This is a genomic window from Methylobacterium fujisawaense (genome assembly GCF_039619325.1).
In the GTDB taxonomy this organism is placed as follows: domain Bacteria; phylum Pseudomonadota; class Alphaproteobacteria; order Rhizobiales; family Beijerinckiaceae; genus Methylobacterium; species Methylobacterium fujisawaense.
This window is the reverse complement of the sequence record NZ_CP155000.1, coordinates 6635017-6656731: the sequence shown is the minus strand read 5'-3', so window position 1 is coordinate 6656731 and position 21715 is coordinate 6635017. Positions and strand designations below refer to the sequence as shown.

At 70.6% G+C, this 21715-nt stretch carries 19 protein-coding genes; 16 read left to right on the top strand and 3 right to left on the bottom strand.

Features of this window, described 5'->3' with window-relative positions:
- Nucleotides 1-385: 385 nt before the first annotated feature.
- The 9 genes from ABC766_RS31715 (at nucleotide 386) to scpA (ending at nucleotide 12565) form a co-directional block, all read left to right on the top strand.
- Nucleotides 386-1429: a hypothetical protein gene (locus tag ABC766_RS31715; protein ID WP_043345999.1), complete on the top strand. Its 1044-nt coding sequence runs from the start codon at nucleotides 386-388 to the stop codon at nucleotides 1427-1429.
- Between the two features lie 23 nt (nucleotides 1430-1452).
- Nucleotides 1453-3615 (top strand): glycosyltransferase family 2 protein, encoded by a 2163-nt coding sequence (locus ABC766_RS31710; RefSeq protein ID WP_427902333.1) that lies wholly within the window; start codon nucleotides 1453-1455, stop codon nucleotides 3613-3615.
- A gap of 167 nt (nucleotides 3616-3782) precedes the next feature.
- On the top strand, nucleotides 3783-5120 hold the full coding sequence (locus ABC766_RS31705; protein ID WP_043379559.1) for an MFS transporter: 1338 nt from the start codon (nucleotides 3783-3785) through the stop codon (nucleotides 5118-5120).
- A gap of 112 nt (nucleotides 5121-5232) precedes the next feature.
- The gene (cyoA, locus tag ABC766_RS31700; RefSeq protein ID WP_345820391.1) at nucleotides 5233-6444 is read left to right on the top strand and encodes a ubiquinol oxidase subunit II; all 1212 of its coding nucleotides are present in this window, start codon (nucleotides 5233-5235) and stop codon (nucleotides 6442-6444) included.
- 75 nt (nucleotides 6445-6519) lie between these two features.
- A complete protein-coding gene (gene cyoB, locus ABC766_RS31695) occupies nucleotides 6520-8520 on the top strand; it encodes a cytochrome o ubiquinol oxidase subunit I (protein WP_043346007.1) in 2001 nt (666 codons plus the stop codon).
- A 4-nt stretch (nucleotides 8521-8524) separates the two neighbouring features.
- Nucleotides 8525-9157, top strand: a complete 633-nt coding sequence (gene cyoC, locus ABC766_RS31690; RefSeq protein ID WP_043379554.1) for a cytochrome o ubiquinol oxidase subunit III — start codon at nucleotides 8525-8527, stop codon at nucleotides 9155-9157.
- Nucleotides 9154-9558 (top strand): cytochrome o ubiquinol oxidase subunit IV, encoded by a 405-nt coding sequence (cyoD, locus tag ABC766_RS31685; protein WP_043379552.1) that lies wholly within the window; start codon nucleotides 9154-9156, stop codon nucleotides 9556-9558. Before cyoC ends, cyoD begins: the two co-directional genes overlap by 4 nt.
- Nucleotides 9559-9572: 14 nt before the next feature.
- A complete protein-coding gene (locus tag ABC766_RS31680) occupies nucleotides 9573-10343 on the top strand; it encodes an SURF1 family protein (protein ID WP_345820388.1) in 771 nt (256 codons plus the stop codon).
- Nucleotides 10344-10399: 56 nt separating this feature from the next.
- Nucleotides 10400-12565 carry a methylmalonyl-CoA mutase gene (gene scpA, locus ABC766_RS31675; protein WP_342145582.1) on the top strand — a complete coding sequence of 722 codons (2166 nt, stop codon included), beginning with the start codon at nucleotides 10400-10402 and terminating at the stop codon, nucleotides 12563-12565.
- Between the two features lie 204 nt (nucleotides 12566-12769).
- Here the strand turns inward: scpA and ABC766_RS31670 are convergent, their stop codons facing one another.
- A complete protein-coding gene (locus tag ABC766_RS31670) occupies nucleotides 12770-13912 on the bottom strand; it encodes an alpha/beta hydrolase (protein ID WP_345820387.1) in 1143 nt (380 codons plus the stop codon).
- A gap of 219 nt (nucleotides 13913-14131) precedes the next feature.
- Between ABC766_RS31670 and ABC766_RS31665 the strand changes: the two genes are divergently transcribed.
- Nucleotides 14132-15766 (top strand): alpha-D-glucose phosphate-specific phosphoglucomutase, encoded by a 1635-nt coding sequence (locus tag ABC766_RS31665; protein ID WP_075380093.1) that lies wholly within the window; start codon nucleotides 14132-14134, stop codon nucleotides 15764-15766.
- A gap of 129 nt (nucleotides 15767-15895) precedes the next feature.
- On the opposite strand, the gene ABC766_RS31660 is transcribed toward ABC766_RS31665, so the two are convergent.
- Complete coding sequence (locus ABC766_RS31660; protein WP_043354689.1) at nucleotides 15896-16375, bottom strand: GNAT family N-acetyltransferase; 480 nt, start codon at nucleotides 16373-16375, stop codon at nucleotides 15896-15898.
- Between the two features lie 192 nt (nucleotides 16376-16567).
- On the opposite strand from ABC766_RS31660, the gene rpsD reads away from it, so the two are divergent.
- Entirely contained in the window at nucleotides 16568-17185 is a 618-nt protein-coding gene (rpsD, locus tag ABC766_RS31655) for a 30S ribosomal protein S4 (RefSeq protein WP_010686187.1), read from the top strand.
- A gap of 111 nt (nucleotides 17186-17296) precedes the next feature.
- On the opposite strand, the gene ABC766_RS31650 is transcribed toward rpsD, so the two are convergent.
- Nucleotides 17297-17620 (bottom strand): hypothetical protein, encoded by a 324-nt coding sequence (locus ABC766_RS31650; RefSeq protein ID WP_043379541.1) that lies wholly within the window; start codon nucleotides 17618-17620, stop codon nucleotides 17297-17299.
- A 102-nt stretch (nucleotides 17621-17722) separates the two neighbouring features.
- Here ABC766_RS31650 and ABC766_RS31645 point away from each other — a divergent pair, with 102 nt between their 5' ends.
- The 5 genes from ABC766_RS31645 (at nucleotide 17723) to ABC766_RS31625 (ending at nucleotide 21427) form a co-directional block, all read left to right on the top strand.
- A complete protein-coding gene (locus tag ABC766_RS31645; protein ID WP_345820381.1) occupies nucleotides 17723-18064 on the top strand; it encodes a DUF2293 domain-containing protein in 342 nt (113 codons plus the stop codon).
- 97 nt (nucleotides 18065-18161) lie between these two features.
- Nucleotides 18162-18371, top strand: a complete 210-nt coding sequence (locus ABC766_RS31640) for a TOBE domain-containing protein (RefSeq protein ID WP_043350594.1) — start codon at nucleotides 18162-18164, stop codon at nucleotides 18369-18371.
- 151 nt (nucleotides 18372-18522) lie between these two features.
- On the top strand, nucleotides 18523-19578 hold the full coding sequence (gene tsaD / locus ABC766_RS31635) for a tRNA (adenosine(37)-N6)-threonylcarbamoyltransferase complex transferase subunit TsaD (RefSeq protein ID WP_043350596.1): 1056 nt from the start codon (nucleotides 18523-18525) through the stop codon (nucleotides 19576-19578).
- A complete protein-coding gene (locus ABC766_RS31630) occupies nucleotides 19575-20432 on the top strand; it encodes a GNAT family N-acetyltransferase (protein ID WP_345820380.1) in 858 nt (285 codons plus the stop codon). The genes tsaD and ABC766_RS31630 overlap by 4 nt, the downstream gene beginning before the upstream one ends.
- Nucleotides 20429-21427, top strand: a complete 999-nt coding sequence (locus ABC766_RS31625; RefSeq protein ID WP_043350600.1) for an NAD(P)H-dependent glycerol-3-phosphate dehydrogenase — start codon at nucleotides 20429-20431, stop codon at nucleotides 21425-21427. Before ABC766_RS31630 ends, ABC766_RS31625 begins: the two co-directional genes overlap by 4 nt.
- Nucleotides 21428-21715: the final 288 nt, after the last annotated feature.

Genomic DNA, 21715 nt, shown 5'->3' with positions numbered 1-21715 from the left:
TAGTGCTCTCCCGCTGAGCTACGCGCCCGGGCCGGAGCCGTTCTTGCTCCGGTGGGCGGGGCCTATAGCGGCTGGCCGGCGAGGGCGCAAGCAGAACCTGCATCGCGGATCGGATCGATCGCGCCCGGCCCGGGCACCGGACGACCGGATCGCGACGGGGCCGGACTGCATCGGCGATGTCTGGCAAGGGTTTGCGGGCAAGGGTTTGCGGGAAAAATCTTCGGGCCGGTTCAATCGACCGGCTCGGATGCGGTTCGAGGCCGAAGCCGGCCCTGGTGCACGCCGGCGGAAAAATGCGCTATGGCCCTGCCGCTCGGCATCAGGCCGTGCCGCGACACATGGCGGACACAGGGCGCCGGCATGCCGCCGCCTCACGCTTCAGGACATGCGCTACTTCATCGACCACGATCAGGGCGTTGCGATCCGCGGCTGGATCGTGCCGGACAATCCCCTCGCCATCAGCCGGGTCGTGGTCGCGGTCGACGGACGACGCGTGGCCGAGGTCCCGGCCAGCGTCATCGACGAGGCCTTCAAGCGCAACGGGTGGCATGCCACCGGGCAATGCACCTTCGTGGTCACGGAGGCGGAGGTGCCGGGGCTGACGGAGATCCCGCGGCTCGAATTGTACGACGCCGACACCAACGTGATGGTCTATCGCCGCATGCCGCCCGAGGGGCTGGTGCGGTTGCGGACCATGCTGATCAACACCGGCATCGAGCCCGAGACCGTCCTCCAGACGGCGCTCTTCCCGCATTTCCAGCATTGCTATTTCGGCATCCATAAGCTGCCGGACGAGATTCTCACCTGCGTCCTGACCGGCCCGGCCGCCCCGTCGGCCTTCCTGTCCGGCGCCGTGACCGTCCCGCGCTACGAGAACTTCCTGACGCCGGACCTGATGATCACCGCCATCCTGCTGCAGGAGCCGCAGATCGAGATGGCGACCCGGATGCGCTGGCTGAAGGCTCGGGCCGGGGATGCCGCCGATCCCGCACGCAGCTGGCGCCTGGGCCCGCTCGCCGAGGCCGCCGCCTTCGCGGAGGGGTACGACTTCTCCGACGTGAAGAGCCTCAAGCGCTTCTTCCGCATGCTGCCCGAACCCGCCTACCGGCTGCTCTACAATCCGCTGACCCGCCAGCTCGGGACCCGCATGCCGGACGACCGGCTGCATCCGGGCAACTCCATCGCGGCGATCGAGATCCTCGCCCGCGTCGGGATCGTCGGGCACAAATCCCGGTTCCCCGCCTTCGCATCGACGCTGTTCGACCGCCTGGGGATCGCCAAGCCGATCCCGGCCCTGCCCCCGGTGCCGGCCGAGACGATGGCGCTCGCCGAGCGCCTGAAGGCCGTCAAGGCGGTGGAAGACATGATCGTCTTCGATGTCGCCATGTCGGATGCCGTGAAGGCCTCGGTCGACAAGAGCTGGAGTTGAGGGTGCCTGCGTCCGGGGCGGAGGTGCCCGAATTCCAGCCCCTGCCGGCGCAGCTCACGGGGCTCTGGCGCAAGCGGCGCGACCTCGCGGCGCGGGCGGCCTCGGACGGCCTGCGCGTCGCCCTCCCGGGCCTCGCGGGCCGCTGGGTCGAGATCGTCCTGTCCAACGACCCGGCCGAGGGCCGCGACACCCTCCCGGACATCAGCTTCGTCGGACCGGACGGACGCCCGGGCACGGTGCTGCCCCAGGAGGCCCGGGGCGGGGGTGCCTTCGCGTGGATCGGCCGCCTGCCCGAGGACGTCGTCGCGTTGCGCGTCGCCGATCCGGCGGGACGGGTCCCGGTCCGGCTGCGTCGGATCGCCGTGCATCGTCTCGCCCGGCCGATCCTGGCCGCGCGCGGTCTCCTGCGCGATCCCGGCCTGACCGCCCAGGCGCTCGCCTGGCGGATCCTCGGCAAGAAGGTGCGCGCCCGTGGCTTCCTCGGCCGGGCGCTGCGCCACCGGCGCGTCAGCGGCTACGAGGCGTGGCTCGGAACCCACAGCCTGCGCCGTGCGGAGCGGGACGGGATCGCCGCCGAGATCGCCGCCTGGACCGATCCGCCGCTGATCTCCGTGCTGATGCCGGTCCACAATCCCGACCCGAAGGTGCTGCGGGCGGCCCTGGCGTCGCTGCGCGCGCAGCTCTATCCCCACTGGGAATTGTGCGCCGTCGACGACGCCTCCACGCGCCCCGAGATCCCGCGGATCCTGAGCCGGGCGGCCGAGGCCGACCCGCGCATCCGCGTCCTCACCCGGCCGGAGAACGGCCACATCGCCCGGGCGACCAACGACGCGCTGGGCATGGCCCGGGGCGCGGTCTGCGCCTTCATGGACCACGACGACGCGCTCACCGAGGACGCCCTCTACGAGGTCGCCCGGGCGCTGCGCCGCGATCCGGACCTCGTGCTGATCTACAGCGACGAGGACAAGATCGACGGGCGCGGCCGCCGGTTCGACCCGCATTTCAAGGCGTGCTTCGACCTCGAGCTGCTCTACGCCCAGAACTACATCAACCATCTCACGGTCGTGCGCACCGAGGCGCTGCGCGCCGTCGGCGGCCTGCGTCCGGGCTTCGAGGGCAGCCAGGACCACGACCTGCTGCTGCGACTCACCGACGGGCTCGATCCCGGCCGCATCCGCCACATCCCGCGGGTGCTCTATCACTGGCGCGCCGCGCAGGGCTCCGGCACCTTCTCCGACCGGTCCCTCGCCCGGGCGGAGGCCGCGCGCCTGCGCGCCCTGGAGGAGGTCGTGGCCCCCTGGGGCGGCCGGGCGGAGCGCGGTCCCGGGGGCTTCAACCGCCTGATCCGGCCGCTGCCGGCGCCGCCTCCGCGGGTCTCCGCGATCATCCCGACCCGGGACCGGGCCGAGATCCTGTCGGTGACCCTCGACGGCTTGCTCGGCGCGACCGACTACCCCGACATCGAGGTGATCATCGTCGACAACGACAGCCGCGAGCCCGAGACCGCCGCCCTGTTCGCCCGCTACCGGGACGATCCGCGGGTGCGCGTTGTCCCGGTTGCGGGCGCCTTCAACTTCTCGGACCTGTCGAACCGCGGCGCCGCCGCGGCCACCGGCCCGGTGCTCCTGTTCCTCAACAACGACATCGAGGTGCTCGAGCCCGGCTGGCTCGCCGAGCTGGTCCGCCACGTGGTGCGGCCGGAGATCGGGGCCGTCGGGGCGAAGCTCCTCTATCCGGACCACACGATCCAGCACGGCGGCATCGTCCTCGGGATCGGCGGCGTCGCGGGCCACAGCCATCTCGGCGTCGCGGACGCGGATCCGGGCTATTTCTGCCGCATGGTCATCGCCCACGAGGTCTCGGCGGTCACCGGCGCGTGCCTCGCCATGCGGGCGGATGTCTTCGCGGCGGTCGGAGGCTTCGACGCCGAGGCCCTGAAGGTCGCCTTCAACGACGTCGATCTCTGCCTGAAGATCCGCCGGGCCGGCTACCGGATCGTCTGGACGCCCTTCGCCAGATTGATTCACCACGAGTCGAAGAGCCGCGGGGCCGAGGACACGCCCGAGAAGCGGAAGCGCTTCGAGGGCGAGGTGCTGACCATGCTGGACCGCTGGGGTCCCGAGCTGCGCGCCGACCCCTATTACAACATCAACCTGTCACGGAATTCGGCGCATTACCGGGTGTGAGCGGTCCACGCCCCGTGGCGCCGCCGATGGCCGCGACCACCGGTGCTATGCATGCGTCAGTGGGTGAACTTGCGTCCGGAGCCGGTTGCGATACCTCTGGACATGCCGCATGAGGCGGTTCCGGCCAAGGCGACCCCATAGGCGCGCGGCGAGGGCGGCAGCCAACAATGAGTTCGAATACCCCAATGGCCTCGGCCACGATCCTGGAGCGCGACGCCCAGCAGGCGGTGGGAGACCACAAGGTCCATCCCAACGAGATCGCCATCGGTGTGGTGATCGGACGCGCGTCCGAATACTTCGACTTCTTCGTCTTCGGCATCGCCTGCGTGCTGGTCTTCCCGAAGGTGTTCTTCCCCTTCGTCGACCCGCTGAAGGGCACGCTCTACGCCTTCTCGATCTTCGCCCTCGCCTTCATCGCCCGGCCGCTCGGCACGGTGCTGTTCATGGCGATCGACCGGCGCCACGGACGCAGCGTCAAGCTCACCACGGCCCTGTTCCTGCTGGGCGGCTCGACGGCGGCGGTGAGCTTCCTGCCGCGCTACGACAGCATCGGCATCGCGTCGGTCTACATCCTGGCCGGCCTGCGGATCCTGCAGGGCCTCGCGCTGGGCGGCGCCTGGGACGGCCTCGCCTCGCTGCTCGCCATGAACGCCCCGCGGGAGCGCCGCGGCTGGTACGCGATGATCCCGCAGCTCGGTGCGCCGCTGGGCTTCATGGTGGCCAGCGCCCTGTTCGCGTTCTTCATCGTCAACCTCGACGAGGCGGACTTCATCGACTGGGGTTGGCGCTTCCCGTTCTACTGCGCCTTCACCATCAACGTGGTCGCCCTGTTCGCCCGGCTGCGCCTCGTCGCCACCGAGGAATTCGCCCGGATGATGGACCTCGACCGGCTGCGTCCGGTCCCGGCCCTCGAGCTGTTCCGCCACCATGCGGGCGACGTGATCCGCGGCGCCTTCGTACCGCTCGCGGCCTTCGCACTGTTCCACCTCGTGACGATCTTCCCGATCGCGTGGCTGGCGCTGAACAGCACCACCCGCTCGCCCGGCGAGTTCCTGATCGTGCAGTTCTCCGGGGCCATCGTCTGCGCCGGCGCGGTCGCCGCCTCCGGTCTGATCGCCGACCAGATCGGCCGCCGCAACGCCCTGATCATGAGCGCCTCGCTGATCGGCTTCTTCGCCATCGGCAGCATCATCGCGCCGCTCCTGTTCGGCGAGAGCGCCATCGGCCAGACGATCTACGTCACGATCGGCTTCATGCTGCTCGGGCTCGCCTATGGCCAGACCGCGGGCGCCGTGACGGCCCGGCTGGGCAACCGCTACCGCTACACCGGCGCCGCGCTCACCTCCGACTTCGCGTGGCTGATCGGGGCCGGCTTCGCGCCGCTCGTGGCCCTGTTCCTGTCGCAGCGCTACGGCTTGGCGATGATCGGCGTCTACCTCCTCTCCGGCGCGGTCTGCAGCCTCGTGGCCCTGTTCACCGACCGGTCGGAACTGCGCCAGATGTAGTCGGCGGGCGGCGGCGCAGGCCGCCCGATCCGCCCATCGCTGACAGGAACGCCGCCTCGCGCGGCACGGCAGAAGCGCCGCGCAAGCGGCCTGGGATGACGAGACGCGTGCTGTGACCTCTACGACCCATCGACCGGACAGGACCGACACCGCGACCCGCCGAGGCGGCCGCGGGCGGCGCCTCCTGCCGCTCCTGACCCTGCCGCTCCTGACCCTGCTCGGCGGCTGCAACTTCGTGGTCATGCAGCCGGCCGGCTACGTGGCCGAGCAGCAGCGCAACCTCGTGCTGGCGGCGACCGGGCTGATGCTCCTGATCATCGTCCCGGTGATCGCCTTCACGCTGATCTTCGCGTGGCGCTACCGCGCCACGAACGAGGACGCGGTCTACGATCCCGAGTGGCACCACTCGACGCAGCTCGAGGTGCTGATCTGGACGGCGCCGCTGATGATCATCATCGCGCTGGGTGCCCTGACCTGGATCGGGACACACACCCTCGATCCGTTCCGGCCGCTCAGCAAGATCGACACGAAGCGCGACGTCCCGGCCGGCACGGTGCCGCTGGAGGTCGAGGCGGTGGCCATGGATTGGAAGTGGCTGTTCCTCTACCCGCAATACGGGATCGCCACGGTCAACGAGCTGGCCGCGCCGGTGGACCGGCCGATCCGCTTCAAGATCACCGCCACCGACGTGATGAACACGTTCTACGTGCCGACCCTCGCCGGCATGGTCTACGCCATGCCGGGCATGCAGACCCAGCTCCACGCGGTGATCAACCGGGAGGGCGCCTGGGAGGGCCGCTCGGCGCATTACAGCGGCGCCGGCTTCTCGAACATGTTCTTCAAGTTCCACGGCCTGGCCAACGACAAGTTCGACCAGTGGATCGCCAAGGCCAAGGCCGAGGGCGGCGAGCTCACCCAGGAGGCCTACCTGAAGCTTGAGGAGCCGAGCGAGGCCGAACCGGCGCGGTTCTACAAGTCCTACATGAAGGGCCTCTACGACCGGATCATCGGCATGTGCCCCCGGCCCGATCAGATGTGCGTCGGCGAGATGGTGAAGATCGACGCGCAGGGCGGCGCCTCCGGCGCGGAGGCGGAAGAGAACTACAAGCGGCTCCGGTACGACAACCGCCTCGCCGAGCGCGGGATCGAGGCCCCCGGCGCCACGTCGCCGGCCTCGGAGACCGGCCCGCACGGCCAGACGCAGCCCCAGGGCATGAAGCCGCGGCCCGATATGGGCAACCCGGACGTCCGGAGCCAGAAGGCGCCGGACAGCCAGGGCCAGAGCGAGGGCGAGCAGATTGCGCCCAAGCAGCTGAACCAATGATTCCGCGCGTGATGCCAGCGGAACCCACACACAAGACCGGCGGTCGCCGTCGAACCCACTGAACGGGCCGATCCCATGTTCGCAAACCTGGACCTACAGCAGCTGCTCGTCGGACGATTTACGATCGAGCAGATCCCCTATCACGAGCCGATCCTGCAGGGGACCTTCGCCGGCGTGGCCGTGGTCGGCCTCGCCGTGCTCGGGGTCATCACCTATTACCGCTTCTGGGGGCCGATGTGGCGTGACTGGATCACGTCGATCGACCACAAGAAGATCGGCATCATGTACTGCATCTTCGCGGGCGTGATGCTGCTGCGCGGCTTCGCCGACGCGATCCTGATGCGCTCGCAGCAGGCGGTCGCCTTCGGCGACCAGCAGGGCTTCCTGCCGCCGCACCACTACGACCAGATCTTCACCGCCCACGGCATGATCATGATCTTCTTCGTGGCGATGCCGTTCGTCACGGGGCTCATGAACTTCGCGGTGCCGCTGCAGATCGGCGCCCGCGACGTGGCCTTCCCGTTCCTGAACAACTTCAGCTTCTGGATGACGGTGGCCGGCGGCATGCTGGTGATGGTCTCGCTGTTCGTCGGCGAGTTCTCCCGCGCCACCTGGCTCGCCTACCCGCCGCTCTCCGGCGCCGCGATGAGCCCCGGCGTCGGCGTCGACTACTACATCTGGGCGCTGCAGATCGCCGGCATCGGGACGCTTCTCTCGGGCATCAACCTGATCGCCACCATCGTGAAGATGCGGGCGCCCGGCATGACCATGATGAAGCTGCCGATCTTCGTCTGGTCGTCGCTGTGCACCAACATCCTGATCGTGGCCGCCTTCCCGATCCTCACGGCCGTTCTCGCGATGCTGTCGCTCGACCGCTACATCGGCACGCATTTCTTCACGAACGACCTCGGCGGCAACGCCATGCTGTACTTCAACCTGATCTGGATCTGGGGTCACCCGGAGGTCTACATCCTGATCCTGCCGGCCTTCGGCGTGTTCTCGGAGATCACCTCGACCTTCTGCGGCAAGCGCCTGTTCGGCTACACCTCGATGGTCTACGCGCTGGTGGTGATCACCATCCTCGCCTACCTCGTGTGGCTGCACCACTTCTTCACGATGGGCTCGGGCGCGGACGTGAACTCGTTCTTCGGGATCACGACCATGATCATCTCGATCCCGACGGGCGCGAAGATCTTCAACTGGATGTTCACGATGTACCGCGGCCGGATCCGGTTCGAGGTGCCGATGATGTGGGTGGTGGCGTTCATCGTCACCTTCGTGATCGGCGGCATGACCGGCGTCCTCCTGGCGGTGCCCCCGGCCGACTTCGTCCTGCACAACTCGCTGTTCCTGATCGCGCACTTCCACAACGTGATCATCGGCGGCGTGCTGTTCGGCATGTTCGCCGGCGTGACCTTCTGGTTCCCCAAGGCCTTCGGCTTCAAGCTCGACGACTTCTGGGGGAAGGTCGCCCTCGGGTTCTGGGTGACCGGGTTCTACGTCGCCTTCATGCCGCTCTACGTGCTCGGCCTGATGGGCGTGACCCGGCGCATGCAGCACTTCGACGACCCGTCGCTGCAGATCTGGTTCGTCATCGCCGCCATCGGCGCGGCGCTCATCGCCTGCGGCATCGCCTCGCAGATCATCATGTTCGTGGTCTCGATCCGGAACCGCGACAAGCTGCGCGACCTCAGCGGCGATCCGTGGGGCGGCCGGACCCTCGAATGGTCCACCTCTTCGCCGCCGCCGGATTACAACTTCGCCTTCACGCCGGTGGTCCACGATTCCGATGCGTGGTGGGACATGAAGAACCGCGGCTTCGACCGTCCCCTCAAGGGCTACAAGCCGATCCACATGCCCAAGAACACCGCGACCGGCGCGATCCTGGCGGGGCTGAACTTCGCCTTCGGCTTGGCCATGGTCTGGTACGTCTGGTGGCTGGCGGCGCTCACCTTCGTGGCGATCTTCGTCGTCGCGATTGCCCACACCTTCAATTACAATCGCGACTACTACATTCCCGCCGACGTCGTCAGTCGGACGGAAGGTCAGCGGACGCGCGAACTGGAGATGGCGTGATCCGATGATGCACGCGGAGACTGCACCCCCCGGCGCCGCGGCGCCGGTCTTCTACCAGACCGACGAGGAGGGCCATCATTCCGAGGGCTCGACCATGCTCGGGTTCTGGCTCTACCTGATGAGCGACTGCCTCATCTTCGCGACCCTGTTCGCGACCTACGGGGTGCTCGGGCGCAGCTTCGCGGCCGGCCCCACCCCGAAGGAGCTGTTCGACCTGCCCGGCATCGCGGTGAACACCGCCATGCTGCTGTTCTCGTCCATCACCTACGGCTTCGCCATGCTGGAGATGGACCGGGACCGGGTGAAGCAGACGCAGATCTGGCTCGCCATCACCGGCCTGTTCGGCGTGGCCTTCGTGGCCCTGGAGATCCGGGAATTCGTCCACCTGTTCCACGAGGGCGCGCCGCCCTGGCGCAGCGCGTTCCTGTCGTCGTTCTACACCCTGGTCGGAACCCACGGCCTGCACGTCTCCATGGGCATCCTGTGGCTCGTCGTGCTGATGGTGCAGGTCAGCAAGCGCGGCCTGATCGTCGAGAACAAGCGCCGGCTGATGTGCCTGTCGATGTTCTGGCACTTCCTCGACCTGATCTGGATCGGCGTCTTCACCGTCGTCTACCTGATGGGAGTGCTCGAATGAGCGCCGACGCACACCGCCTCACCGGCCACGGCCAGGACACGCACGATGCGCACGCCCACAGCGAGGGCGGGCACGGCAGCTTCCAGAGCTACATGACGGGCTTCGTCCTGTCGGTGATCCTGACGGTGATCCCGTTCTGGCTGGTGATGGGCAACGTCCTCGACAACAGCCTCGTCACCACCCTGGTCATCCTGGCGCTCGGCGGCGTCCAGATGGTCGTGCACGTCATCTACTTCCTGCACATGAGCACGAAGTCGGAGGGCGGCTGGACCTTCATGGCGCTGATCTTCACCATCACGCTGGTGGTGATCATGCTCGCCGGCTCGGTGTGGGTCATGTACCACCTCAACCACAACATGATGCCGATGGATGCCCACGACGTCATGAACAACGCCCGCTGAGCGCGCGTCCGCAGATGAGACCCGCGGGGTCGGCGGGGGGCTTGAGCCCCTCCCCGGCCCCGATTGCGTTGTGGCGGCGCGTCGTGTTCGGCGTCGGCGCGGGCCTCGTCTTCATCGTCCTGCTCGGGCTCGGCACGTGGCAGGTGGAGCGGCGGGCCTGGAAGCTCGACCTGATCGCCCGGGTCGATGCCCGGGTCCATGCCCCGCCGGTGCCGGCCCCCGACTCCGCCGCATGGCCGCGCGTCGGCCCCGACGACGCCTACCGGCACGTCCGGCTCGCGGGCACCTTCCTGCACGATCGCGAGACCCTGGTTCAGGCCGTCACCGAGCGCGGCGGCGGATTCTGGGTGCTGACGCCCCTGCGACGTCCGGACGGCAGCCTCGTGCTGGTCAATCGCGGCTTCGTGCCCGGCGACCGGCGGGATCCGGCGACCCGGGCGGCCGGGCAGGTCGCGGGGGAGACCACGGTGACCGGCCTCCTGCGGCTGACCGAGCCCGGGGGCGCCTTCCTGCGCTCGAACGATCCCAAGGACGACCGCTGGTATTCCCGCGACGTGGCCGCCATCGCGGCGGCGCGCGGCCTGACCGGCGTCGCCCCCTACTTCGTGGATGCGGACGCGACGCCCAATCCCAGCGAGCTGCCGGTGGGCGGCCTGACGGTGATCGCCTTCCCCAACAACCACCTCGTCTACGCGATCACGTGGTACGGGATGGCGCTGATGCTGGCGGGCGCGGTTGTCTACGTCCTGCGGGCTGGGCGCGGTCCTGGACCTGCGGGGGAGTAGCCCGCGTCCAGCGCGTGTCTATAATGGCGTGACAAACGCCATAACGAGTCAACGCCATGACCTCCCGCATCCCGAACTTCGCCGAAATCCCGCTGGCCGGCGAATCGCTCGTGGTCGCGGCGCCGGCGCTGGGCGAGCCCTGGATGACGCCGGAGGGCATCCCGGTGAAGGGCCGCTACGGACCGGAGGACCGGGAGGGCCTCGAGTTCCTCGACACCTATCCGGGCATCGCGCCGTTCCTGCGCGGCCCCTACCCGACCATGTACGTCACCCAGCCCTGGACGATCCGGCAGTACGCCGGCTTCTCCACGGCGGAGGATTCCAACGCCTTCTACCGCCGCAACCTCGCGGCCGGGCAGAAGGGCCTGTCGGTCGCCTTCGACCTCGCCACCCACCGCGGCTACGATTCCGACCATCCCCGGGTCTCCGGCGATGTCGGCATGGCGGGCGTGGCGATCGACTCGATCTACGACATGCGCACGCTGTTCTCGGGGATTCCCCTCGACGAGATGACCGTGTCGATGACGATGAACGGCGCGGTGCTGCCGATCCTCGCGCTCTACATCGTCGCCGCGGAGGAGCAGGGCGTGCCGCCGCAGAAGCTCGCCGGCACGATCCAGAACGACATCCTCAAGGAGTTCATGGTCCGCAACACCTACATCTATCCCCCCAAGGGATCGATGCGGATCATCTCGGACATCTTCGCCTACACGTCGAAGAACATGCCGAAGTTCAACTCGATCTCGATCTCCGGCTATCACATGCAGGAGGCCGGGGCGACGAACGACCTGGAGCTCGCCTACACGCTCGCCGACGGCGTCGAGTACATCAAGGCGGGCCTCGCCGCCGGGTTGACCATCGACCAGTTCGCCCCGCGCCTGTCGTTCTTCTGGGCGATCTCGACCAACTTCTTCATGGAGGTCGCCAAGATGCGGGCCGCGCGCCTGATCTGGGCGAAGCTCGTGAAGGGGTTCGATCCGAAGTCGGAGAAGTCCCTGGCCCTGCGCACCCATTCGCAGACGAGCGGCTGGTCGCTCACCGCCCAGGACGTGTTCAACAACGTCACCCGCACCAACATCGAGGCGATGGCGGCGACGCAGGGCGGCACGCAGTCGCTCCACACCAACGCGCTGGACGAGGCGCTGGCGCTGCCCACGGACTTCTCGGCCCGGATCGCCCGCAACACGCAGCTGTTCCTGCAGCAGGAGAGCGGCACCACCCGGATCGTCGATCCCTGGGGCGGCTCCTACTATGTGGAGAAGCTCACGGCCGACATGGTGGCCCGGGCCTGGGAGCACATCCGCGAGGTCGACGGCCTCGGCGGCATGGCCAAGGCGATCGAGGCCGGCATCCCGAAGCTCCGCATTGAGGAGGCCGCCGCCCGCGCCCAGGCGCGGATCGATTCCGGCCGCCAGACCATCGTCGGCGTGAACAAGTTCCGGGCCGACGACGACATGGCCATCGACCTGCTGCGGGTCGACAACGGCAATGTCCGCCGGCTCCAGATCGACAAGCTCAAGCGCCTGCGCGCCGAGCGCGACGAGGCGGCGGTGACGGCCCGGCTGGAGGCCCTCACGAAGGCCGCCGAGGGCACCGAGAATCTGCTGGAGCTCGCCGTCGAGGCCGCCCGCGCCAAGGCGACGGTGGGGGAGATTTCCGAGGCCCTGGAGAAGGCCTGGGGCCGGCACCGCGCCGAGATCCGCTCGATCTCCGGCGTCTACAAGCGCGAGGTGGGGGGCATGTCGCCTGTGGTCGAGGAAGTCCGGGCGCTGGTCGAGGCGTTCGAGGAGAATGACGGCCGCCGGCCGCGCATCCTGGTCGCCAAGATGGGCCAGGACGGGCACGACCGGGGCCAGAAGGTGATCGCCTCGGCCTTCGCCGATCTCGGCTTCGACGTGGATATCGGGCCGCTTTTCGCCACCCCGGCCGAGGCCGCCCGGCAGGCGGTGGAGAACGACGTCCACATCGTCGGCGTCTCGTCCCTGGCCGCCGGCCACCTGACCCTGGTGCCGGAACTGAAGGCGGCGCTCACCGAGCAGGGCCGGGACGACGTGATGATCGCCATCGGCGGCGTCATCCCGCCGGGCGACTACGAGGCGCTGACGGCCGCCGGCGCGGCGGCGATCTTCCCGCCCGGCACGGTCATCGCCGAGGCGGCCGTCAAGCTGATCCGCGCGCTGAACGAGCGGCTGGGCTACGCGGCGCGGCAGGCGGCGGAGTAGAAGGCTTCCCGAGGCGGCCGGACCGGCCGCCTCGCCCCATGCCTAGGCGCCCCATCGTCCTGAGGTGCCGGAGCGAAGCGGAGGCCTCGAAGCAGGCCTCCATTCCGGCCGCGCGATCCCTGGAGCCCCCTGCGGCGCCCGCTGACGCGCGCACCTCAGGATGGGGCGGTGGTATGGGATCGGCCGGCCCCCGGGGCTCGCCGCTCAGTTCAGCGCCTGCGGGTCCGCCTCCGTGAGGAAGGCCCCGACCGCGTGGAGGAACTGCATGCGGTTCTTCTCCATCATCACCGTATGGGTGCCCTCCCCCAGCTCGACGAAGCGCTTGTAGGGGGCGTGAGTGAGCTTGGTGAAGTATTCCTGCGCCTGATAGCTCGGCAGGTCGGCGTCCCACTCGGCGTGGATGATCAGCACGGGCACGCGGATCTCGCCCGGATCGTAGAGCGGCTTCCCCGCCGCCCAGTAGGCGTCCTTGTCGGCGACCGTGCCGTTCGGCGCGCGCAGGACCGGCGGCGATCGCTTCGCCCCGACCGGGTCGGTGGCGAAGGTCGCGTCGGCCCATTGGTCGAACCAGCCCGCCGGGATCAGGTCGGCCTTCTTGTCCTCGGGGACGCCGGTCAGCCAGCGCGCCCGGGCGCTGTCCCGGCTGACGGTGCGATAGGCCCCCACCGGGCCGCCGCCGCCGATCAGGCCGGGCGTGCGCGCCAGCCATTGCGGCGCGTAGAGGACGAGGCGGTTGACCGCGTCGTTGTGGGTGCTGGTGTAGAGCCCCATGGTGGAGGTCCCCCAGGACCAGCCCATCAGGTCGATCTTCTCGACGTTGCGCCGCTTCCGGATGAAGTCGACGACCTGCCCCACCACCTTGGCGGCGTCCGGCGTCCGCATGAGCGGCGGATTGTCGGCGGGCGGCGCGTCCATGGCGGCCGGGCGTCCGGACAGGCCGTAGCCCGGCAGGTCCACGCAGTAGACGTCGAAGCCGAGGCCCGCGAGGTAGTCCATGGCCGACATCCCGCCGAGCGGCAGGTCGAAGGCAGTGGAGGACGGGTAGGTGGAGCCGTGCACGTAGAGCAGGATCCGGTCGCCCGGAAACCGCTCGGTTCCCGCGGGCCGCTTGTTGCGCACGTAGATCTCGACCCCCGGCTCGCTCCAGGGCAGGCGGAACTCGTCCGTCGTCAGCTGGGCCACCGGAGCCGCGACGGCAGGCGCCGCGACGGCAGGCGCCGCAACGGCTTGGGCCGCCGAGGCCGCGACCGCCGCCCCGGCGGCGAGCGCCCCGACCAGCTCGCGCCGGGCCAAGCCCCGGCCGGGCCGGGCCGCGTCCGGGTCCGTCCGCATTGGTCTGTCCGCCATGATGTCTCCTCCGGTCCGCCTTGTCTGGCGGCTCGGGCGATTCAACCGGCGGGCGTCGGCGGGCGCAACGCTCCGGACCGGCCGGCGGCGGACAGGCGGCGGGTTCCGTCGCCCGATCCGGCGAAACCGCGTGAAAAAAGCCCGCCCCTGTCGCCGGGGCTGGTGACGCCAAGCTCCCGGACGGGCATTGAGGCGGGAGATTCCGGGAGACGCCCGCTTATGACGACTCCGACCACCGTCGCGACCACGCCCTTCCCCGACCAGAAGCCGGGCACCTCCGGCCTGCGCAAGAAGGTGCCGGTGTTCCGGCAGCCGAACTACGTCGAGAACTTCGTCCAGGCGATCTTCGACACCCTGCCCGACAAGGCGGGCGCGACCCTCGTGCTGGGCGGCGACGGCCGGTTCCTCAACCGCGAGGTGGTGCAGAAGACGCTGCGCCTCGCCGCCGGCAACGGCTTCGGCCGGGTCCTGGTCGGGCAAGGCGGCCTGCTCTCGACGCCGGCCGCCTCCTGCGTCATCCGGAAGGCCAAGGCGCTCGGCGGCATCGTCCTGTCGGCGAGCCACAACCCGGGCGGGCCGGACGGCGATTTCGGCATCAAGTTCAACGCCGCCAATGGCGGCCCGGCGCCCGAGACGCTGACGAACGCGATCTTCGAGCGGGCGAAGGCGATCACGGAATACCGCCTCGTGGAGGCCCCGGACCTCGACCTCGACACTCTGGGCGACACCCGCCTCGGCGCCATGACGGTGACGGTCATCGACCCGGTGGCCGACTACGCCGCGCTGATGCGCACGCTCATCGACTTCGACGCGGTGGCGCGTCTGTTCGCCTCCGGCTTCCGCATGCGCTTCGACGCCATGAGCGCGGTGACCGGCCCCTACGCGACGGCGATCCTGGAAGGGATGCTCGGCGCCCCCGCGGGCACGGTGGTCAACGCGGTCCCGAAAGAGGATTTCGGCGGTCACCACCCGGATCCGAACCCGGTCCATTGCCACGACCTGTTCGACCTGATGCAGGGGCCGGACGCGCCGGATTTCGGCGCCGCCTCGGACGGCGACGGCGACCGCAACATGATCGTGGCCCCGGGCCTGTTCGTGACGCCGAGCGACAGCCTCGCCCTGCTCGCCGCCCACGCCCACCGGGCGCCGGGCTACGCGGGCGGGCTGGCCGGTGTCGCGCGCTCCATGCCCACGAGCCGCGCCGCCGACCGGGTCGCGGCCGCGCTGGGCATCAAGGCCTACGAGACGCCCACCGGCTGGAAGTTTTTTGGCAATCTCCTCGACGCGGGCCTCATCACCCTGTGCGGCGAGGAGAGCGCCGGCACCGGCTCGAACCACGTGCGCGAGAAGGATGGGCTCTGGGCGGTGCTGCTCTGGCTCAACATCCTCGCCGCCACGGGCGAGCGGGCCGACGCGCTGGTGCGGGCGCACTGGCGCACCTACGGGCGCGACTACTACGCCCGCCACGACTACGAGGAGGTGGATTCGGACGCCGCCAACGGTCTGATGGACGCGCTCCGCGAGAAACTCGCCGGTCTGCCGGGCACGCGGATCGGCGATCTCACGGTCTCGACGGCCGACGAGTTCGCCTACCGCGATCCGGTGGACGGCTCGCTCACCGAGCGCCAGGGCATCCGGATCGGCTTCGCCGAGGACGCGCGGGCGGTGTTCCGGCTCTCCGGCACCGGCACCGCCGGGGCGACGCTGCGGGTCTACCTGGAGCGCTACGAGAACGCACCGGACCGGCTCGACTTGGCCGTTGCCGAGGTGCTGGCCCCGGTCGCGGCCGCGGCCCGCGCGATCGCCGAGATCGAGCCGCGCACCGGACGGCCTGAGCCGAGCGTGGTGACCTGAAGGGAGCCGGGAGACGCCTCGTCTTTGCGAGCGCCGCGAAGCAATCCAGAGGCGCCACGCTCTACGGCGGCGCGCCACCCTGGGTCGCTTCGCTGCACTCGCGATCACGGTATGGCCGGCGCCGATGCCTCAAACCAAGTCCTTCACCATGTGCACGGTGACGTCGTCGTCGCGGGTCCGGCCCGGTCCGTCGTAGAGCTCTTCCCGCTCCACCCGGTAGCCGAGCGCCCCGTAGAGGCGCAGGTTCGCCGTGTACTTCTTGTTGGTGTAGAGGCGCAGCCGCGCGAGCCCGGCCTCGGCCGCGACGGCGTCGGCCCGTCCCATCAGCCGGCTGCCGAAGCCCCGGCCCTGGAAGGCCGGGTGAACCGCGACGTTGACGACCAAGAGGTGATCGGCCTCGGCCCGCGTCTCGATCAGGCCGGCGAGATCCGGACCGGTCCGCAGCAGGTCGAAGCGGTGGTCCCGCAAAGCCTGCGCGTAGTCCGCCTGCATGGGAATCGGCAGGCGCCCGATCACCGGGATCCATTTGGTGTAGGCCGCCTCCACCAGCGCCCGGATCGCCTCCGCGTCCGCGGCCGCGCCGCGCCGGACCACGACTGACTCGTCCATCTGACCTCTCACGGTTGACCGCGGCGCGTCCGTCCCCTAAAGACCCGCCGTCGATGGGGCTCCGCACGGGGCCCCGTCGCGTTTTCACGCGCACCCGTGGGCGGGATCCTCCCGCCCTGTCGTCCCGGACCGCGAAGGGCCGGGAAAAGGAGGGCGCGTTCCTCATTCTCGTCACGAGAGGACGCGGAAGATATGTCGAAGCGGATTCAGGCCAAGCACAAGCTCGACCGCCGCATGGGCCAGAACATCTGGGGCCGCCCGAAGAGCCCCGTCAACCGCCGCGAATACGGCCCCGGCCAGCACGGCCAGCGCCGCAAGGGCAAGATGAGCGACTTCGGCACGCAGCTGCGCGCCAAGCAGAAGCTCAAGGGCTATTACGGCAACATCACCGAGAAGCAGTTCCGCCGCTACTACGCCGAGGCGATCCGCCTGCGCGGCGATTCCGGCGAGAACCTCGTCGGCCTGCTCGAGCGCCGCCTCGACGCCGTGGTCTACCGGGCGAAGTTCGTCGCGACCCCGTTCGCCGCGCGCCAGTTCGTCAACCACGGGCACGTCAAGGTGAACGGCGTCCGCGTCAACATCCCGAGCTACCAAGTGAAGGCCGGCGACCTCATCGAGGTCAAGGAGTCCTCCCGCCAGCTCGAGATCGTCATCGTGGCGACCCAGCTCTCCGAGCGTGACGTGCCGGACTACATCGAGGCCGACCACGCCAAGATGACCGCCCGCGTCACCCGCATCCCCAGCCTGTCCGAGGTGCCCTACCCGGTGCAGATGGAGCCGAACCTCGTCATCGAGTTCTACTCCCGCTGATCCCGTCGCCCCGGCGACCGAGGAGGGGCTGCCCGTTCGGGCGGCCCCTTCGCGTTTCCGGACCCTCGTCCCGGACGCGGGCCTCCGGCGTCCGAGACGACCGCCCGGGCCTCAGCAGCCCTGGCAGATCGAGCCCATCGTGTGGCGCATCTTGCTGTCCCAGGCCTTCGAGCGGGCCTCGGCGGCCTTCTGAGCCTTGATCATCTCGGCCTGGTTCACGGGCTGCGGCAATCCGGTGGCTGCGGTGCCGCCCGGGGGTTTGGTCTGGCCGGTGGCCGTGGTCCGGCGGCCGCTGACCTGGGAACCCGCCGTGGCCGGGGACGCGGCAGAGCCCGGATTGGTGCCCGGATTCATGCCCGGAGCCGGGCCCTGGGCCAGCGCCGGCGCCGCCCCGAGGAAGAGGCCGAGAAGCAGCGCGGGACGAAGAATTGCCATGGACCTGATCTCCCCGGCGGAGGATCCCGTGCAGGCCCCGCCTCATCTGAGGCCGATCCTACCCGATCGCTCCGTTAAAATCATGCCGTCGGCAGGCCTGCGATGAGCGTTGGATCGCCGCCGCTGAATCGCCGGGACGCCGTCGCCGCGGCGCTGGCCCGGCTTGCCCCGCGCCTCCCGGATTTCGAGGCGGAGGCCGCCCTCGACCGGGCGCTGGCCAGCCCGGGCCTGCGCCGGGCCGCCCCGGAGACCGCGGCACGCCTCGCCCTCATCACGTACGCGCGCCACGTCTTCACCGATTACGACGACCTCCTGGCCGACGGATACGACCGGGACAGCGCCCGGCACTTCGTCCTCGACGAACTCAACGCCGCGCTGGCCGCCTGGGGGGCCGCGCCGATCCCCGAGGACGAGGCCGGCGAGCCTGAGGCCGATCCGCGCTGAGGCGGTCGCGCGGGACCCCGCCATGCTGTAGGAGACCTGCCCGAGGCCGCCCGACGCGACCTGTTCCGGTGCGGCTTATGGAGCGAGGCAGCAGACCATGAAGATCAGCGCGCGCAACGTTCTCAAGGGCACGGTCCTCTCCGTGGACAAGGGGGCGACCACCTCCCACGTGAAGATCGAGATCAGCCCCGGCCAAGTGGTCACCGCTTCGATCACCAACGAGGCCGTCGAATCCCTCAAGCTCGTCGCCGGCGGTCCCGCCTACGCGGTGATCAAGGCCTCCGACGTCATGGTCGCCGTCGACTGAGGGCGTCCTCGCGCCGTCCCCTCATCCCGAGGCCTGCCCTGCGCTCCGGCACCGCAGGAGGCGGATGGGACGGACGGCTGAGACCATGCTCCGCTTTCGCGCCGTGACCGCCGGCGGATAGGATGCGGTCCGGATCGGAGGAGTTCAACCCGTGCAGAAGACCGTGCTCGGCATCGAGACCACCTGCGATGAGACCGCCGCCGCCGTGGTGTCGGTCGACGAGGATGGTGTCGGCCAGATCCGCGCCAACGAGGTACTGAGCCAGATCGCCGAGCACGCGGCCTATGGCGGCGTCGTGCCGGAGATCGCCGCCCGCGCCCACGTGGAGGTGCTCGACCGGCTGATCGCCCGTGCCCTCGACCGGGCCGGGACCGGCTTCCGGGACCTCGACGGCATCGCGGTGGCCGCCGGCCCCGGGCTGATCGGCGGCGTGCTGGTCGGCCTCGTCACCGCCAAGACCCTGGCGCTCGTGACCCGCAAGCCCCTGCTCGCCGTCAACCATCTGGAAGCCCACGCGCTCACGGCGCGGCTCACCGACGGCGTCGCCTTCCCGTACCTGCTGCTCCTGGTCTCGGGCGGCCACACCCAGCTCGTCGCCGTGCGCGGCGTCGGCGACTACGTGCGGCTCGGCTCGACCGTCGACGACGCCATCGGCGAGGCTTTCGACAAGGTCGCCAAGCTCCTCGGCCTCGGCTATCCCGGTGGTCCCGCGGTCGAGCGCATGGCCGAGGCCGGCGATCCCGAGCGCTTCGCCCTGCCCCGGCCGATGCTCGGCCGCCGCGAGGCCGACTTCTCCCTCTCGGGCCTCAAGACCGCCGTGCGGATCGAGGCCGAGCGGATCGCCCCGCTGGCCGAGCGCGACGTCGCCGATCTCTGCGCGAGCTTCCAGGCCGCCGTGGTCGACGTGGTGGTGGACCGCGCCCGGGTCGCCCTGCGCGCCTTCTCGGACGTGGCCGGACGGCCCACCGCCCTGGTGGCGGCGGGGGGCGTGGCGGCCAACGGCGCCATCCGGCGGGCGCTGGCCGCCCTGGCCGGCGAGGCGGGCCTGAGCTTCGTGGCGCCGCCCCTGCCGCTCTGCGGCGACAACGGCGCGATGATCGCCTGGGCCGGGCTGGAGCGCCTGCGCCTCGGGCTGGTGGACGACCTCACGGCCCCGGCGCGGCCCCGCTGGCCGCTGGCGGCCCGGGCGGCGGTGCCGGCCGGATGAACCAGGCGGACCGGCGCACGCATTGGCGGGATTTGGTGGAGCGCCGCCTGCCCGAAGCCGTCCGTCCGGACTGGCCGGTGCGGCTCGACCATTGCTTCGCCCGTATCCTCCTGGACAATGCCTGCGGCGGCCCCTGGCGCGACCATACCCGCCCGCCCGCCTATGCCACCATGCCGCTCGATCAGCTCGAGATCGCGATCGCGCTGGGCGAGGCGGTGCTCGCCGGCCGTGCGGACCTCGCGCTCCTGAACCGCCGCTCCCTGGCCTGGCGCGGCAAGATCGCCGCCGCCCCGGTGCCGGAGGCCCTCCGGGACGGCGACCTGACCCTCCGTCGCTGGCGGCCGGAGGATACGGCGCTCTTCGCGGCGCTCAACGCCGATCCGGCGGTGATGGCTCATTTCCCGCGGCCCCGGACTGAGGCGGAGAGCGCCGCCGAGGCCGGCCTCTGCGACCGCCGCTTCGTGGCGGACGGGTTCGGCCCCTGGGCCCTGGAGCATGCGGGCCGGTTCATCGGCTTCGCCGGCCCGATGCGGATCCTGCGACCCCTGCCCTTCCCGGGGGGCGACCGGCCCGGAACGACGGTCGAACTGGCCTGGCGCCTCGCACGCGAGGCCTGGGGCCACGGCTTCGCCACCCGGGCCGCGCGGCTCGCCCTCGCCGATCTCGCCGGGCGCTGCAGGATCCGGAGCGTCGTGGCCTTCACGGCGGTCGGCAACGACCGCTCCCGGGCCGTGATGGAGCGCCTCGGCCTGAGGCCGGCCGGGACATTCCCGCATCCGGCGGTGCCGGAGGGGCCGCTGCGCGTGCACGTGCTCTACCGGCTGGACTGCGCGGACAGGGAGGAAGCGGCATGAGCGCGGAGACCCCGATCAACGTCGTCGGCGGCGGGGCCTGGGGCACGGCGCTGGCCAACGCCGCCGCCGGGGCCGGCCATCCCGTCACCCTCTGGCTGCGCGATGCGCAGGCCGCGGCCGCCCTCCAGGCCCAGCGGGAGAATCCGCGCTACCTGCCGGGCGTGCCGCTGCATCCCGCGATCCGCGCGACGGCCGATGCCGACGCCCTCGCGGGCGCCCGGGCGACGCTCGTGGTCGTGCCCGCCCAGACCATGCGCGGCGTGCTGGAAACCCTGCGCGGTCCCCTGGCCAGCGCCGGGCCGGTGATCCTCTGCGCCAAGGGAATCGAGCGCGGCAGCGACAGTTTCATGAGCGCGGTGGCCGAGCAGGTCCTGCCCCCCGGTGTGCCCGTGGCGGTCCTGTCCGGCCCGAGCTTCGCAGCCGACGTCGCCCGCGGCCTGCCCACCGCCGTGACCCTGGCGGCGGCCGATGCCGGCCTCGCCGCCGGCTTGAGCGCCCTGCTGTCCGGGCCGAGCTTCCGCCTCTACCACACCGACGACGTGCGGGGCGTCGAGATCGGCGGCGCCGGCAAGAACGTGCTGGCCATCGCCTGCGGGATCGTGGTGGGGCGCGGCCTCGGGGAGAGCGCCCGGGCGGCGCTGATCGCCCGGGCCTTCGCCGAACTGATGCGTTTCGCCCGCGCCTTCGGCGGGCGGCCCGAGACGCTGATGGGGCTCTCGGGGCTCGGTGACCTCGTGCTCACCGCCTCATCGCCGCAATCGCGCAACTTCGCCTTCGGCCAGCGGCTCGGCGCCGGCGCCAGCCCGGCCGAGGCCGCGGGCGGCAAGCTCGCCGAGGGGGCCTTCACCGCCGCGGCCCTCGCGGGCCTCGCCGCCGCGAAGGGTCTCGAGATGCCGGTGGCGGAAGCCGTCGCCGCCATCGTGGCCGGCTCGGCCAGCGTCGACGACGTGATCGCCGGCCTGCTGGCCCGGCCGCTGCGCGGGGAGACCGACTGAGGGCGCCCTCCCCGGGGCGTCCTCCCCGGGGCGGAGGCCGCCGACGCGCCCGGCGCCCGGACCCGGGACCGCGCATCCGGGTCTCTGGCGGGCGCTGGGGGCAGGCCCTGCGTGATCCGTCACGGCTCCGCCCCGATCCGCCGCCCAGGGGCTCGGCCCTCTGGTCGCGTTCTTCTCGACGACGGGGCCGGGGGCGCTGCGCGGAGCGCCTCCCCGGATCGCGGATCGGACCCGCGACAGCGTCGGCAGCCCGACCGCGGGGCCGCCATCGACCACCTCCGCCGGGAT

What these genes read in the sequence shown, in the direction of transcription:
- ABC766_RS31715 (WP_043345999.1), top strand. Translation starts at nt 386, where the DNA reads ATGCGCTACTTCATCGACCACGATCAGGGCGTTGCGATCCGCGGCTGG.
- ABC766_RS31705 (WP_043379559.1), top strand. Translation starts at nt 3,783, where the DNA reads ATGAGTTCGAATACCCCAATGGCCTCGGCCACGATCCTGGAGCGCGAC.
- cyoB (WP_043346007.1), top strand. Translation starts at nt 6,520, where the DNA reads ATGTTCGCAAACCTGGACCTACAGCAGCTGCTCGTCGGACGATTTACG.
- cyoC (WP_043379554.1), top strand. Translation starts at nt 8,525, where the DNA reads ATGATGCACGCGGAGACTGCACCCCCCGGCGCCGCGGCGCCGGTCTTC.
- cyoD (WP_043379552.1), top strand. Translation starts at nt 9,154, where the DNA reads ATGAGCGCCGACGCACACCGCCTCACCGGCCACGGCCAGGACACGCAC.
- ABC766_RS31680 (WP_345820388.1), top strand. Translation starts at nt 9,573, where the DNA reads ATGAGACCCGCGGGGTCGGCGGGGGGCTTGAGCCCCTCCCCGGCCCCG.
- scpA (WP_342145582.1), top strand. Translation starts at nt 10,400, where the DNA reads ATGACCTCCCGCATCCCGAACTTCGCCGAAATCCCGCTGGCCGGCGAA.
- ABC766_RS31670 (WP_345820387.1), bottom strand. Translation starts at nt 13,912, where the DNA reads ATGGCGGACAGACCAATGCGGACGGACCCGGACGCGGCCCGGCCCGGC.
- ABC766_RS31665 (WP_075380093.1), top strand. Translation starts at nt 14,132, where the DNA reads ATGACGACTCCGACCACCGTCGCGACCACGCCCTTCCCCGACCAGAAG.
- ABC766_RS31660 (WP_043354689.1), bottom strand. Translation starts at nt 16,375, where the DNA reads ATGGACGAGTCAGTCGTGGTCCGGCGCGGCGCGGCCGCGGACGCGGAG.
- rpsD (WP_010686187.1), top strand. Translation starts at nt 16,568, where the DNA reads ATGTCGAAGCGGATTCAGGCCAAGCACAAGCTCGACCGCCGCATGGGC.
- ABC766_RS31650 (WP_043379541.1), bottom strand. Translation starts at nt 17,620, where the DNA reads ATGGCAATTCTTCGTCCCGCGCTGCTTCTCGGCCTCTTCCTCGGGGCG.
- ABC766_RS31645 (WP_345820381.1), top strand. Translation starts at nt 17,723, where the DNA reads ATGAGCGTTGGATCGCCGCCGCTGAATCGCCGGGACGCCGTCGCCGCG.
- ABC766_RS31640 (WP_043350594.1), top strand. Translation starts at nt 18,162, where the DNA reads ATGAAGATCAGCGCGCGCAACGTTCTCAAGGGCACGGTCCTCTCCGTG.
- ABC766_RS31630 (WP_345820380.1), top strand. Translation starts at nt 19,575, where the DNA reads ATGAACCAGGCGGACCGGCGCACGCATTGGCGGGATTTGGTGGAGCGC.
- ABC766_RS31625 (WP_043350600.1), top strand. Translation starts at nt 20,429, where the DNA reads ATGAGCGCGGAGACCCCGATCAACGTCGTCGGCGGCGGGGCCTGGGGC.